A 14,236-nucleotide genomic window follows, 5' to 3' on the forward strand; every position below is an offset into this window, starting at 1 on the left:
GGACCCCGACCGGGCCGGTCGGGGTCCTCGGCGTTCACCGCCGGGCGGCAGGGCCTGCGGTCAGGAACCGCCCCTCGCCTCCGCCTGCTCCTGGAGGAGGCCCGCGATCCGGGACAGGTCGTTGATGATGTCGATGAGGCCGTTGATGTCCGGGGTGGATGCGCCGTTCACGGCCAGGTAGAAGGTGTGCAGCCGGCCGTGGCCCGCGTCGAGGTAGCCGCCGAGGGTCTCACCGGCGATGGCGAGGCGCTGGTTGACCGCGTCGAACCCGGCGACGGTGCCGGGCTTGGCCCACACCTTCCCCTTGCCCGGGCAGGTGGGACACCCCTCGCAGGCGGAGGCCAGCGAGCCGTCCACGCCGAGGATCGGCAGCGCCTCACGGAAGCGGGTCGCCTCCGGGGTGCCCTGCCAGTAGTGCAGGATCTCGTTCTCCACCCTCGGGGTGACCCGGTCGACGGGGTTGCCGCCGCGTCCGTCGAGCAGCTGCACCTGGGTCGGGTCGATACCGGCCTGCCGGAGGAAGTCGGTGAGCACGGGGAAGCCGTCCTCGCACTGGTGGCTGCCCGCCGTGACGGCCATCAGGCAGATCCCGAGGTTCGCCCCGAGGTTGTGACTGACCTTCAGGATCAGCCTCGCGTACTGGGCGAAGACCGGTGAGACGTACGCAGCGACGCGCTGCGTACCGTCGTAGGAGCCCGGGAGCACGCCGGACGGGTTCGGCCCGGTCGGCGGAGCGGTGACCGTGACACCCGCTCGGGCGAGTGCCTCGATCAGCGCGGTGCGCCCGAACGCCGCCGGGTCCTGGACGGCGGAGATCCGCAGGGTCGGCTGCGCGTCGGCCGCGATCGTCCCGGAGAGGCTGATCCGGGTGCCGTCGGGCGAGGCGGTGACCGCGATGTCGGTCGTACCGCCGGCCGCGACCGTCTGCACGGTCGACTCCACCTGGTAGGGCGCGACCTGGGGCCGCCAGCTGAGCTGTGCGGCCTGGCCGGGGGCGGTGGCCGTGGTCAGCAGGTCGATGACGTTGTCGTTGACGATGAGCGGGGTCGGGGTCGGGTCCAGCTCGGGGAAGGAGGTGAAGAGCCGCGAGTCGATCGCGACGTCCCCCCGGACTTCGGTGATTCCCGACTGGCGCACCTGCTGGGCGATCTCGTCCAGCCCGGCGAGCGGGTTCTCCGGAGTGAGGGTCGCACCGGGCACGTCGTTCGCGTAGGTGTGGTCGATCGGGGTGAAGTCGACGGACCCGTCCGGCTTCGTCCGGCCGCCCATGGTCAGGTCACCCTGCGCGACCAGCACCAGTGAGCCGTTCAGGGCCGTGCCGTCCCGGTCGCCGACGGCCTGCACGGGCGTGGTGAAGCGGTGCTCGCCGCCGAGCGCGTGCCAGGCACCCGAGACGCTGACCAGTTTGGCCGTCGAACCGGGGATGAAGAACTGGTCCGGGTACTGCGAGTGGATGACGCGGCCGGTCGTGTCGTCGATCTCCAGCAGGCCCCACTGGGCGTGCTGGTAGGCCGGTTTGGCCATGATCGCCGTGATCTCGGCACCGAGGTCGTCGCCGTGCCCGGGCACGGGGCCCGCCGCCCCGACCGTGACGACTGCGGCCACCGCCGTGGCGAGCGTGGTGACCCAGGCGCCCCAACCTCTGGCTGTCGATCTCATGAACCCACCTGTTCCGGCCGCGCGGCGGCCACCCTGACGGTTGCTCAGCACCGCCAGACATACCGCGCCGGGGCCGGTCGCCGAACGTCCCGGGGAGCTGTTCACCCGCATGCACCCGTCAGCTCTCCGGGTGCCGCAGAACGGACCGCACCACACGCCCGACCGCCCGACCGCCGAGGCCGCCCCCGCGCTCAGGACCGCTGCTGCTCCGGCGGGAGCGAGGCGGCGGTCACCGCCTCCGCGGTCAGGGCGGCGAGCATGGCGCGCAGCTTGGTCAGCCGCGCGTTGATGCTGTCGCGGCGGTTGGTGAGCGCCGCCAGCTCGCGCTCGGACTGCTCCCGGCGCCTGACCAGGTTGGCCTCGAAGTCCGCCGCGGCCTGCGCGGCCATGGTGTGGGTCTCGCGGGCGCCAGGTAGGCGGGGGTGCCGACTGATGACGCTGGTACTGGTCAGGCCGTCGTCGGCGGCTTCGGCCCGGGCGATGCCGAAGTCCACCACCTTGACCGAACCGGCGCTCTGGATCATGACGTTGGCCGGTCTGATGTCGCGGTGGACCACGCCCGCGCGATGCGCGGCCACCAGGGCCTCGGCGATCTGCGCCGCCCCGGCGGCCAAACCTACCGCCCGCGGGCCGGTCGGGGCCCTGCCGTCGACGGCACCCGAATCCGAACTGGTGTGCAGGAAAGTCCAGTTGGTCGGCCGGAGCCCCGGCGCGCCGGGACTCCGGATCGGCCGCATACGGACGACGAGGTGTGCAAGGATGCGGACGCCCGCCACCGTTACACCGAGTGGCCGAACGACCACCCCATGCGTCCGTCCGCCGGCGGCGGGCACCGACCTGTCCCCCGTCACACCGCACCGCACAGAGGTGGCACCGTGGTTCAGCCCAGGATCGACGTCGACCCGAATCTCCTCGACGGGCTCAGCGAGCTCTCCCCCGCCCAACGGGACGAGGTCGCGGCCCTGCTGCCCCGAGGCCTCTGGTTCTCGGCGCCGGAGGCCGGCCGGGCCGCGGGCGAGCGCCGCGATCCGGACACCGAGTGGACGCTCACCGGCGACGCCTACGACGGCCAGGTGGCGACCGGGCGGGCCGGCGTGTACTACGCACCGGGCCGCAGGACGGTCACCCGGCCGCTGGTCCTCGCCGACGGCTTCAACTACGGGCCGAGCGACCTGCCCGGCCTCTGGGCGCACTTCAACGCCCCGTACGGCAAGGGCGAGCACTTCCTCGACCAGCTGCTGGAGGCCGGGGTCGACGTCGTCCTGCTCGGCTTCGACGAGCGGCACACGCACATCCAGGCCAACGCCGAGGTGGCGATCGCGCTGATCCGCCGACTCGCGGCCGACGCGGAGCGGGAGGACCTGATCGTCGGCGGCGTGAGCATGGGCGGCATGATCACCCGCTACGCGCTGGCCAAGATGGAGCTCGACGAGGAGGAGCACAAGACCGGCACGTACTTCTCCTGGGACACGCCGCACAACGGCGCGTGGATCCCGCTGATCCTCCAGCAGATGGCGCACTTCTTCGAGGCGTTCGTCCCGGAGGTGCCGGGCGAGCCAAAGCAGGCGGAGCTGCTGCGCAGCCCGGCCGCCCAGCAGCTGCTGTGGGCCTGGGTGGAGAACTCCAAGTACTCGGGGGAGGTCACCCGCAGCCCGCTGCGCGCGGCGTTCCTCCAGGACCTGGAGCGGGTCGGCGGCTTCCCTTCGATTCCGCGCAAGCTGGGTGTCGCCAACGGTGACGGCCAGGGCACCGCCCTGGAGCTGGAGCCGGGCGAGATCGCCTTCGACTGGAAGCAGGCGCTGGGCGCCGCGAGCGCGACGGCCCGGGTCCAGCCGCACCTCGGCGAGAAGGAGCGGATCGGCGGGATGCACATCGGGCTGACCGTCCGGCGCAGCACCACGACCGCGGTCCCGGCGCTGGACGGCGCGCCGGGCGGCACGCTGGCCTCCTTCGGGCTGGTCGCCAAGGCGCTCGGCATCCCGATCGACGCACGCTTCAACAGCAGCTGCTTCGTGCCCTCGGTGAGCGCGGTGGCGATCGGCGGCGAGCCCGTCCACGACGGCGACCCGGCCCCCGACGTCTCGCTGCTGCCGCGCACCCTCAGCGCGCTGGACGACTTCCAGTGCAACGACGGCAACAGCCCGCACAGCGAGGTGACCAAGAAGCTCGCCGACTGGCTGCTCCCCCGCCTGACCAAGTAGCCCGTCCGCCGACTCCGGACGCCCCGGCCGCCCCCGGCCGGGGCGTTCCGTCGTGTCCGCGCCCCGCCCTGCGGCTCACACCCGCCGCCGGGGAGGTGTGCGACCGACGTAACCCCTCGGCACCGGGCCGCGTGACGTCCGCGCAACCGGCGGCTCCTACTGTTTCCGGTACGTGGGAGCCGCCCGCCTCCGGTGCCAGTGCCGTCACCGGGCCACGGACGGCGCCGCCGGGGTTTTGCGAGAGGGGTTGTCCGTGACGGCACTGGGTCCGCAGGCTGCCGCCACCACCGTGCGGAGCGTCTGCTCCTACTGCGGTGTGGGCTGCGGAATGCTGCTCGACGTGACGGTGGACGCCGGGACGGGCCGCCGCAGGGTGGTCAAGGCCTCCGGCGACAAGGCCCACCCGGCGAACTCCGGCCGGCTCTGCACCAAGGGCGCGACCAGCGCGGACATGCTCGCGGCGCCCGGACGCCTGGGCACCGCCCTCGTCCGCGCGAACCGCGGCGCCGCGCCCGCGGCGACCGGTGTGGACGAGGCGATCAGCGAGACCGCGCGCCGCCTGCGGGCGATCCTGGACGAGCACGGCCCCGACGCGCTCTCCTTCTACGTCTCCGGGCAGATGAGCCTGGAGGCGCAGTACCTGGCCAACAAACTGGCCAAGGGCTTCGTGCGGACGAACCAGATCGAGTCCAACTCCCGGCTGTGCATGGCCAGCGCCGGCACCGGCTACAAGCTGTCGCTGGGCGCGGACGGGCCGCCCGGCTCCTACCAGGACTTCGAGCAGGCGAACGCGTTCCTCGTCATCGGCGCGAACATGGCCGACTGCCACCCGATCCTCTTCCTGCGGATGATGGAGCGGGTGAAGGCCGGCGCGAAGCTGATCGTGGTCGACCCGCGGCGCAACGCCACCGCCGACAAGGCCGACCTGTTCCTGCAGATCAAGCCGGGCACCGACCTGGCCCTGCTGAACGGCCTGCTGCACCTGCTGGTGGAGAACGGCCACACCGATCCGGCGTTCGTCGCGGAGCACACCGAGGGCTGGGAGGAGATGCCGGCGTTCCTGGCGGACTACCCGCCCGCGAAGGTCGCTGAGATCACCGGGATACCCGAGGCCGACATCCGGCAGGCCGCGCAGTGGATCGGCGAGGCCGGCGAGTGGATGAGCTGCTGGACGATGGGGCTCAACCAGTCCACCCACGGCACCTGGAACACCAACGCCCTGGTCAACCTGCACCTCGCCACGGGTGCGATCTGCCGCCCCGGCTCCGGCCCGTTCTCGCTCACCGGCCAGCCCAACGCGATGGGCGGCCGCGAGATGGGCTACATGGGCCCCGGCCTCCCCGGCCAGCGCTCGGTGCTGGTGCCGGCCGACCGCGAGTTCACCGAGAACCTGTGGGGGCTGGAGCCGGGCACCCTGCGCACCGAGGTCGGCCGCGGCACCGTCGAGATGTTCGAGCAGATGGCCGCCGGGGACATCAAGGCGTGCTGGATCATCTGCACCAACCCGGTCGCCTCCGTCGCCAACCGCAGGACGGTCATCGCGGGTCTGGAGGCCGCCGAGCTGGTCATCACCCAGGACGTCTTCGCGGACACCGAGACCAACGCCTACGCCGACGTGGTGCTGCCCGCCGCGCTGTGGGCCGAGGCCGAGGGCGTGATGATCAACTCCGAGCGCAACCTCACCCTCGCCCGGCCCGCCGCCGACCCGGTCGGCGAGGCACTGCCGGACTGGCAGCTGATCGCCCGGGTCGCCCGCGAGATGGGCTTCGCGGAGGCCTTCGACTACGCCGACGCCGAGGAGGTCTTCGAGGAACTCAAGCGCGCCTGGAACCCGAAGACCGGCTGGGACCTGCGCGGCGTGACGTACGAGCGGCTGCGCGGGACCCCGGTGCAGTGGCCGGCCCCGACCGCCGACGGCCCGGACCGCAACCCGATCCGCTACCTCAACGACGGCGTCAGCCAGACCCTGCTGGTGCGCCCGGACGGCGCCAGGCCCCGGCTGGCCTTCCCCACCCCCAGCGGGAGGGCGCAGTTCTTCGCGCGGCCGCACCTGCCCGCCGCCGAGCTGCCGGACGACGACTACCCGATCGTCCTGAACACCGGCCGGCTCCAGCACCAGTGGCACACCATGACCAAGACCGGCCGGGTCGCCAAGCTCAACAAGCTCAACCCCGGTCCGTTCGTGGAGATCCACCCGGAGGACGCCCGGGCGCTCGGCATCGCCGAGGGCGACCAGGTCGAGGTGGCGTCCCGGCGCGGGCGGGCCGTCCTGCCCGCCGTCGTCACCGAGCGGGTCCGGCCGGGGAACTGCTTCGCGCCGTTCCACTGGAACGACCTCTTCGGCGAGTACCTGAGCATCAACGCCGTCACCAACGACGCCGTCGACCCGCTCTCCTTCCAGCCCGAGTTCAAGGCCTGCGCCGTCTCGCTGGCCAAGGTCACCGCCCCGGCCCGGGCGGCAGCACCGGCCGTCCAGCCCGCCGCCGTGCCCGCCGTGCAGCCCGCCGCACCGGACACGGGGTACGAGAGCCTCGGCCGGACGGCGCTGCTGGCCCGCATCCTCGGCGTCGAGGACCTCACGCCGCCCGCCTTCGCGGGCGAGGAGCGGCAGTACCTGGCCGGCTACCTCGCCGGGCTCGGCGACAGCGCGCAGACCGGCGGCGCACCCGGCGGCGGCGCCCGCGGCGCCGTGCCGGTGCTCCCCGCCCGGGCCCCGATCGCCCCCGAGCGCGCCCTGTGGGTCAACGGCCTGCTCGCCGGGATCTTCTCCCGGACGACCACCGGCCCGGAGACCGCACCGGACGCCGCACCGGCCCCGGAGGCCGGGACGGCGGCGCCCGAGGTGGTGATCCTCTGGGCCTCGCAGACCGGGAACGCCGAGGACGCCGCCGCCGGGGCGGCCCGCCGGCTGACCGAGGCCGGCTGGGCCCCGAAGCTGATGGACATGGCCGACTGCACCCCCGCCGCCCTGCCGGCCGGCGTGCCCGTGCTCGTCATCACCAGCACCTTCGGTGACGGTGAGGCCCCGGACAACGGGGCGGGGTTCTGGGAGTCCCTCACCGCCGAGGAGCAGCCCCGGATCAGCAGCCTGCGGTACTCCGTCCTCGCGCTCGGCGACTCCAGCTACGACGACTTCTGCGGCCACGGCCGCCGCCTCGACCAGCGCCTGGGGGAGCTCGGCGCGAGCAGGCTCGCGCCCCGCACCGACTGCGAGCCCGACTACGACGAGGCCGCCGGGCGCTGGCTGGACGAAGTCCTCGCCGCCCTCACCGCACAGGCCGCCGCCGCGCCGGTCACCCCGGCCGCACCGGCCGCACCGCGTCCCGCCGCGGCCGGCGGCCGGGCCGGCTACTCGAAGGCGTCCCCCTTCGCGACCCTGCTGGTCGGCAACCGGGTGCTCAGCCTGCCCGGCTCCAGCAAGGAGGTCCGGCAGTTCGCCTTCGACACCCGGGGCGGCGACGGCGGCGACCTCGTGTACGAGGCGGGTGACGCGCTCGGCGTCTGGCCGGCCAACTGCCCCGACCTGGTAGCGGAGTGGCTGGCCGTCACCGGCCTCGACCCGGCCGAGCCCGTCCCCGTCGCGGAGGTCGGCGAGATCCCGCTCGGCGAGGCCCTGCGGACCCGCCTGGAGATCGCCCGGATCACCCCCGACCTGCTGCGCTTCGTCTCGGAGCGCACCGGCGACCGCGACCTCAAGCGGCTGCTGCGCCCGGACAACAAGGGCGAGCTGGCGAAGTGGAGCTGGGGCCGGCAGGCCGCCGACATCGTCGGCGCCTACCCCGTCCGGGCCGGCGCCCGGGAGTGGGCGGGTGTGCTGAAGCGCCTCCAGCCGCGGCTGTACTCGATATCCTCCAGCCCGCTCGCCCACCCCGGCGAGGTGCGCCTGACGGTCTCCGTCGTCCGGTACGGCAACGAGGCCGGCGCTGCCCGCAAGGGCGTCTGCTCGACCTACCTCGCGGACGCCGCCGACGACGGCCCGGTGCCCGTCTTCGTCCAGCGCTCGCCGCACTTCCGTCCGCCGGCCGACTCCTCGACGCCGATGATCATGGTTGGTCCGGGCACCGGCGTGGCACCGTTCATCGGCTTCCTGGAGGAGCGCCAGGCCCGCGGCCACACCGGCCCGAACTGGCTGTTCTTCGGCGAGCAGCGGCAGGCCACCGACTTCTACTACCGCGAGGAGCTCGACGCCTTCCGGCGCACCGGCCACCTGGACCGCCTGGACCTGGCCTTCTCCCGCGACCAGCGCGCCAAGATCTACGTCCAGGACCGGATGCGCGAGCACGGCCCCCGGCTCTGGGACTGGCTGCAGAAGGGCGCGCACTTCTACGTCTGCGGCGACGCCGGCCGGATGGCCAAGGACGTCGACCTGGCCCTGCGCGAGATCGTCGCCGGCTACGGCGGCCTGACCGACGAGGAGGCCGCCGTCTACGTGAAGCAGCTCGCCGCCGAGAAGCGCTACGTCCGCGACGTGTACTGACCGGTCGTGAGGACGAGCCGGCCCCGCAGGCCGCCCTCGGCCAGCCGCCGATGGGCGAGGGCGGCGTCCTCCAACGGGTGGGTCGCAGCCACCCGCAGGGTGAGCCGCCCCTGCCCGGCCAGCGCCGAGAGCCTCGCCAGGGCGGGTCCGTCGGCGGCCACCCACTGGGTGCGCACCGTGATCCCGCGCAGGCCGACGGGCGCCGCGCCGGCCGCCACGGCGACGAACGAGCCCCGGGCGCGGACGGCGCCGAGCGCGGCCACGCCGGTCAGTGCGGCGTCGATCGCCCCGTCCACCCCGCCGGGGACGAGCCCGCGGACCCGGTCGGCCAGGCCGGCACCGCGCGGGGCGAACCACTCGGCGCCCAGCCGCCGGACGAGTTCCCCGTCGGCCGGGCCGGCCACCGCGACGACCCGCAGGCCCCGCAGGGCGGCCAGCTCGACCGCGAAGCCGCCGACCGCGCCCGCGGCTCCGGTGACCAGCAGGGTGCTGCCGCCCGCCAGGCCGAGCAGGTCGAGCGCCTGATCGGCGGTCAGCGCGTTGAGCGGCAGGGTGGCCGCGGCCACCGCCGGTACGCCCGCCGGGGCCGGGGCCACCGCCGCCGCGTCCAGCACCACGTAGTCGGCGTAGGTGCCGAGCGGCACGTCGAGCCGGTCCCGCAGGCCGATCACCCGGTCACCCGGGGAGAAGCCGGCGCTCCGCGGGCCGACCGCGTCCACCACCCCGGCCACGTCCCAGCCGATGCCGGCCTGCCCGTGCCCCTCCATCAGCCCGGCGGCGGCGAGGACCCCGGCCCGGGTGACCGCGTCGACCGGGTTGACCGCCGCCGCCTCGACCCGGATCCGGACCTGGCCGGGCCCCGCCACGGGAACGGGGACGTCCACCAGCTCCAGCACCTCCGGGCCGCCGAAGGCCCGCACCACCACCGCTCGCACCGTGTTCTCCTCATCCGGCCGCCCGTACTGGACCTGACGAACCTACGGAGAGCTACTCTCCACAGGGAAGTACGCACTCCGGAGTGCGTACCGGACCTCGGGGAGAGCCATGGCCACCAGGACCGCGGCCGCGCGCAGGGCCGAGGAGCGCGCCGCCTACGACGCCTACCTCGCCGAGTGCCCGGCCCGGCAGCTGCTGGACCGGATCGGCGACAAGTGGGTCAGCCTCGCCGTCAACGCCCTGGCCGACGGGCCGCGCCGCTACAGCGACCTGTCCCGGACGCTGGCCGGCGTCAGCCAGAAGATGCTCACCCAGACGCTGCGCAACCTGGAACGGGACGGCCTGGTCACCCGCAGCGTCACCGCGTCCGTACCCGTCCGGGTCGACTACGCCCTCACGCCGCTGGGCACCGGGCTGCTGCCGGTGATGCAGGCCATCAAGGGCTGGGCCCAGGACAACATGGGCGAGGTGCTCGCCGCCCGCGACTCCTACGACAGCCGGGCCGGCGAGGCCCGGGTCAGCGCTGCGGGGCCGGCCGCAGCCGGCGCCAGCCGGCCCGGACGGCCGCGGCCGGATCCCAGCTCCCGGGGCGGGAGCGCGTGATCGGGTAGCAGGCCAGCCCCAGCAGGACGGCGGAGAAGTGGCCGACGCTGGTGAAGTCGCGCCCCTCCACCAGGGCGAGGCCGTAGAAGAACAGCACACCCGCGATGTACAGGTACCGCCACGGCTCGGTGATCAGGTACGTCAGCACCGCCTCGACGCCCGCCAGCGCGTAGCTGACGCCGTAGTCCAGGGTGTACCTGGCGCTCTCCGGCGCGTAGCCGCGGGCGATCGCCCAGTAGAGCACGCCCTCGCTGAGGTAGGTGGCGCCGACGTGCGCGATCAGCAGCACCGCCAGCCAGCGCCCGGTGCCCAGCCAGCGCTCCGCCGGGACGTGGAAGATGTTGTAGAGGACGAAGTAGAAGAGCCAGCCGCCGCCCGCGATCCACATGGCGCTGGTCAGCAGCACCCGGACGGGCGAGACCGCCAGGTAGTGCAGGTTGGTCGAGCGCTTCTCCAGGATCTGGTCGGCCGTCTCGGGCGAGACGTGCCGGATCACCACGGTGGTGGCGAACAGGATCGCGAGCCAGACGTACGTCCCCGGGGCCCGGCGGACGTAAGCCCGGCAGCTCCGGGCCGCGGCGGACAGGTGTGCTGCCACGGGCGGGCCCCCTCGCTCGGTCGGTGTCTGGGCCAAGCCTGGCCGAGCGGCGCCCCCGGCACGCCCCGCAGGGGGCCGTCCGGGTGAGGGCGCAGCGCCCCCGGGGCGTTGTTGCCCGGTTGTGACGCACGGCGCACCGATCCCGGATCCGCGCCTGTCACCCTCGGTCCCACCGCACCGCGAAGCGCCAACATCCCTGGGGGGAAGTACTCGTGTCCGCTGCCACCCGTCTGCGCACCGCCGCCGCCGTCGCCCTCACCACCCTGCTCACCGTCGGCGCCGCGGCGCTGCTGACCGGGTGCGACCCCGAGAACGGCCCCACGCCGCTCCCGACCGGCGCCGCACCCGCCCCGGAGACCACCCGCGCCCCGGCCGCCTCCCCCTCCGGCACCCCGTCCGGCACCCCGGCCGTCAACGGGACGGCGGGGACCCGCCTGACCATCAGCAACGGGACGGACCACGTCCTGATGAACGGGACCTCGGTGGACTTCGGCATCGTCGTCCGCGACCTGGCGTGGTCCCCGGACGGCCGGAAGGCGGCGTTCATCAGCGGGTCGGGCGACCTCGTCACCGCCAACCCCGACGGCAGCGGACGCGTCGTGGTCGCCCGGAACCCCGGCGGGGAGACCTGGTCCCACCCGACCTGGCAGGTGGCGTCGGCCCACCCCGACAACGGCCTGCCCGCGAAGGACAACATCTTCTTCGCCGCCGCGAAGGGCGGCGTGTCCCGGCTGAAGGGCATCGCCGCCACCGGGACCGGCGGGACGCCGCACGTACTGAGCCTGGGCACCGAGAGCGGGGAGAACAGCCCGGCGCTCCCGCAGACCGGCAACACCTGGCCGAGCGGCGGCGGCGACTACGGGACGGCCGCCTACGCGAACAGCGACACCGGCGAGGTCTTCATCCGGGACGAGTACCTGCGCCAGCAGGGCAGCGCCCTCACCAGGGGCTCCCAGCCCGCACTGTCCCCCGCCGGGGACGACCTGGTCTTCGTGCGCTCCGTCGACGGGCACGACCACATCTTCGAGGGCGGCGCGGGCGAGCGGCCCGTCCGGGACCTCACCCCGACCGCCACCACCGACTACACCGAGCCCGCGTGGTCCCCCGACGGCCGGACCCTGGCCCTGCGGGCACCCGACGGCATCTGGACCATGCCGGCCGACGGCTCCGCCGCACCCGTCCGGGTCTCCAGCTACACCGGCCTGCCCGCCTACCGGGGCTGACCCGGACCGGTGCGGGCGAGTTCGGCCCGCAGCTCGTCCAGGTGGGTGTCGGCCGCTTCGTGCGGCAGGAACTCCACCACGTCGAGGAAGCGGAACAGCACCCGGTCCGCGGTGACGGCGTACTCGAAGCCCCCGAAGCCCACCACCGCGCCCTGCCCGCCCCGGGCGGCGCCGCGGACGACGTGCGCCGTCAGGCCGTCCGCGGCGTCGGCCGTCAGGCCCCGGCGGGCGTCGGGGCGGGCGAGGTAGGGACAGACCATCGAGGCGTACAGCATGCAGGCGCGATGGCCCGGCGCCTCCAGGGTCGGCGCGAGGTTGCGGTAGGGGCGCCCGGCGGCCAGTGCCCCGGCGATCGCGGCGCTCTCCTCGGCGCCGACCACCCGCCACACCGGGCCCGGCGCCAGCAGGGCGTTGCAGACCGAGCAGAGCCGCCGCCGCGCGCAGTCCGCACTGCGCCCGAAGTCCGTCCTGGCGAACTGCGGCTCGCCGTCCTCCCACGGGGTGATGGCGGGCACGGGGTAGCCGCGGGTGTCACGGGGCCGGGCACCGACGGCCGGCGGCATCGGAACGCTGTCGAAACGCACCGCCCATGACTACCACCCGGCCGCGCGCGGCAGAAGGCCCCGGCTAGGCGCTGCCCGGCCGGACGAGCCCGCTCTCGTAGGCGATGACCACGACCTGGGCCCGGTCGCGGGCGCCGAGCTTCGCCATCGCCCGGTTCACGTGGGTCTTGGCGGTGAGCGGCGTGACGAACAGCCGCTCGGCGATGTCGTCGTTGGAGAGCCCGGCCGCGACCAGGGTGACGACCTCCTGCTCGCGGGCGGTGAGCGCGTCCAGCCGGGGCAGTGCGGCGCGGTCCTGCGGGGCCGGCTGGGCGAGGAACCGGCCGATCAGGGACTTGGTGGCGGCCGGGGAGAGCAGCGCGTCGCCGGCCGCGACGACCCGGATGGCGTCCAGCAGCTCCTCGGGGTTGATGCCCTTGCCGAGGAACCCGCTGGCGCCGGCCCGCAGCGCCTCGGCGACGTACTCGTCGCTCTCGAAGGTGGTCAGCACCAGGACCTTGACGCCGGCCAGGTCCTCGTCGGCGGTGATCAGCCTGGTCGCGGCGAGGCCGTCCAGGTCGGGCATCCGGATGTCCATCAGGACGAGGTCGGCGCGCAGGCTGCGGGCCAGCGCGACCGCCTCCCGGCCGGTGCCGGCCTCGCCGACCACCTCCAGGTCGGGGGCGGAGTCGACGAGCATCCGGAAGGTGCCCCGCAGGAGCGCCTGGTCGTCGGCGAGCAGTACGCGGATGGTCATGGTCGGCAGCCCTTCCGGCCGGCGCCGGTCGGCAGCGGCAGTTCGGCGTGGATACGGAAGCCCCGGCCGGGGCGCGGTCCCGCGGAGAGGGTGCCGCCGACGGCCCGGGCGCGTTCGTGCATCCCGATCATGCCGTGGCCCGTCCCGGTGCCGCCGCCGGTGCCGCGGCCGTCGTCCTCGACGGTCAGCCGCAGCACGCCGGCCGCGAAGCCGAGGCGGACGTGCGCGGTCGCCGGCCCGGCGTGCTTGTGGGTGTTGGTCAGGGCCTCCTGGATGATCCGGTAGGCCGTGAGGTCGGTGATCGGCGCGAGCGCGACCGGCTCGCCGGTGCGCTCCAGGACGACGCTCAGGCCGGAGTGGCGGAACGCGTCCAGCAGGTCGTCGAGCCCGGCCAGGCCGGGGGCCGGCTCGCGCGGCGCCGCCTGTTCGCCGCTCTGGCGGAGCAGGCCGACGGTGGCGCGCAGCTCGTCCAGGGCGGCGCGGCTGGTGTCCCGGATCCGCTCCAGCGCCTGGTAGGCGTGCTCGGGGTCGGTGCGCATCAGGTGGTGGGCGACGCCGGCCTGCGCGTTGACCAGGGTGATGTGGTGCGCCACCACGTCGTGCAGCTCGCGGGCGATCCGCATCCGCTCCTCGGTGACCCGGCGGCGGGCCTCCTCCTCGCGGGTGCGCTCCGCCCGCTCGGCCCGCTCCATCGCGGAGGCGAGCAGTTCGCGGCGGCTGCGCACGGCGTCGCCGACGGCCACCGACAGGAAGGTCCAGGCGATCAGGCCGAGGTTGGCCGGGAGCTCGTCCACGCCGGGGCGGAGGATGAGCGCGGCGGTGGTGAGGGTGACGGCGGCGCAGGCGCCGGTGCGCCACGCGGTGCGCCGGTCGGTCCGGATCGCGACGGCGTACAGGGCGAAGCCCGCCGCGGCCGGCGGCGGCCCCGGGCTCGGGGTGACGGCGTACGCGATCACGCTGAGCGCGACCGTCGCCGCGGCCACCGGCACCGGCCACCGGCTGCGGACCACCAGGGGCACGCAGGAGACGCCGAGCAGGATCAGGTAGCGGCTGATCGAGTCGTTCTGGTGGTAGGCGGCCGCGGCCAGGACCGGGGCGGCCAACGCGAAACAGGCCAGCGCGACGGCCAGGTCGGTCATCAGCGGGCGGACCCGCAGCCACTGCCTGATCGTTTCGGCCATCTGCACTCCTTCACGTTACGCAGCGGGGGCCCGGACCGGCGGTCGTGCCGGTCCGGGCC

General features: G+C 74.4%; 10 protein-coding genes and 2 pseudogenes. 4 read left to right on the forward strand and 8 right to left on the reverse strand.

The window, feature by feature from the left end; all coding sequences use genetic code 11:
- Nucleotides 1–60 precede the first annotated feature (60 nt).
- The 3 genes and pseudogenes from dacB to ACFUK0_RS36485 form a co-directional block, all read right to left on the reverse strand.
- The gene (gene dacB / locus ACFUK0_RS36475) at nucleotides 61–1,659 is read right to left on the reverse strand and encodes a D-alanyl-D-alanine carboxypeptidase/D-alanyl-D-alanine-endopeptidase (RefSeq protein WP_380257669.1); all 1,599 of its coding nucleotides are present in this window, start codon (nucleotides 1,657–1,659) and stop codon (nucleotides 61–63) included.
- Nucleotides 1,660–1,850: 191 nt separating this feature from the next.
- Nucleotides 1,851–2,060, reverse strand: a pseudogene (locus tag ACFUK0_RS36480) (cellulose-binding protein); the annotation flags it as partial.
- Nucleotides 2,061–2,120: 60 nt separating this feature from the next.
- Nucleotides 2,121–2,396 (reverse strand): annotated as a pseudogene (locus ACFUK0_RS36485) (protein kinase); the annotation flags it as partial.
- 138 nt (nucleotides 2,397–2,534) lie between these two features.
- Between ACFUK0_RS36485 and ACFUK0_RS36490 the strand changes: the two are divergent.
- Nucleotides 2,535–3,860 carry a hypothetical protein gene (locus tag ACFUK0_RS36490; RefSeq protein WP_380257671.1) on the forward strand — a complete coding sequence of 442 codons (1,326 nt, stop codon included), beginning with the start codon at nucleotides 2,535–2,537 and terminating at the stop codon, nucleotides 3,858–3,860.
- 253 nt (nucleotides 3,861–4,113) lie between these two features.
- The gene (locus ACFUK0_RS36495) at nucleotides 4,114–8,337 is read left to right on the forward strand and encodes a molybdopterin-dependent oxidoreductase (RefSeq protein ID WP_380257673.1); all 4,224 of its coding nucleotides are present in this window, start codon (nucleotides 4,114–4,116) and stop codon (nucleotides 8,335–8,337) included.
- Here the strand turns inward: ACFUK0_RS36495 and ACFUK0_RS36500 are convergent.
- Entirely contained in the window at nucleotides 8,316–9,272 is a 957-nt protein-coding gene (locus ACFUK0_RS36500; protein WP_380257675.1) for an NADP-dependent oxidoreductase, read from the reverse strand. The two genes, ACFUK0_RS36495 and ACFUK0_RS36500, sit on opposite strands and share 22 nt — an antisense overlap.
- A 109-nt stretch (nucleotides 9,273–9,381) precedes the next feature.
- Here ACFUK0_RS36500 and ACFUK0_RS36505 point away from each other — a divergent pair, with 109 nt between their 5' ends.
- On the forward strand, nucleotides 9,382–9,876 hold the full coding sequence (locus tag ACFUK0_RS36505; protein WP_380257677.1) for a winged helix-turn-helix transcriptional regulator: 495 nt from the start codon (nucleotides 9,382–9,384) through the stop codon (nucleotides 9,874–9,876).
- On the opposite strand, the gene ACFUK0_RS36510 is transcribed toward ACFUK0_RS36505, so the two are convergent.
- Entirely contained in the window at nucleotides 9,791–10,474 is a 684-nt protein-coding gene (locus tag ACFUK0_RS36510) for a rhomboid-like protein (RefSeq protein ID WP_380257679.1), read from the reverse strand. The genes ACFUK0_RS36505 and ACFUK0_RS36510 overlap by 86 nt on opposite strands.
- 212 nt (nucleotides 10,475–10,686) lie before the next feature.
- On the opposite strand from ACFUK0_RS36510, the gene ACFUK0_RS36515 reads away from it, so the two are divergent.
- Complete coding sequence (locus tag ACFUK0_RS36515) at nucleotides 10,687–11,697, forward strand: hypothetical protein (RefSeq protein ID WP_380257681.1); 1,011 nt, start codon at nucleotides 10,687–10,689, stop codon at nucleotides 11,695–11,697.
- Here the strand turns inward: ACFUK0_RS36515 and ACFUK0_RS36520 are convergent.
- From ACFUK0_RS36520 to ACFUK0_RS36530, 3 genes are read right to left on the reverse strand one after another with little or no spacing between them, the layout of a single operon-like run.
- Entirely contained in the window at nucleotides 11,685–12,281 is a 597-nt protein-coding gene (locus ACFUK0_RS36520; protein ID WP_380257683.1) for a hypothetical protein, read from the reverse strand. The genes ACFUK0_RS36515 and ACFUK0_RS36520 overlap by 13 nt on opposite strands.
- A gap of 43 nt (nucleotides 12,282–12,324) precedes the next feature.
- Entirely contained in the window at nucleotides 12,325–12,996 is a 672-nt protein-coding gene (locus ACFUK0_RS36525) for a response regulator (protein ID WP_380257685.1), read from the reverse strand.
- On the reverse strand, nucleotides 12,993–14,177 hold the full coding sequence (locus ACFUK0_RS36530; protein WP_380257687.1) for a sensor histidine kinase: 1,185 nt from the start codon (nucleotides 14,175–14,177) through the stop codon (nucleotides 12,993–12,995). Before ACFUK0_RS36530 ends, ACFUK0_RS36525 begins: the two co-directional genes overlap by 4 nt.
- Between the last annotated feature and the right edge of the window lie 59 nt (nucleotides 14,178–14,236).

This window comes from Kitasatospora sp. NPDC057223 (assembly GCF_042669755.1).
Classification (GTDB): Bacteria; Actinomycetota; Actinomycetes; order Streptomycetales; family Streptomycetaceae; genus Kitasatospora.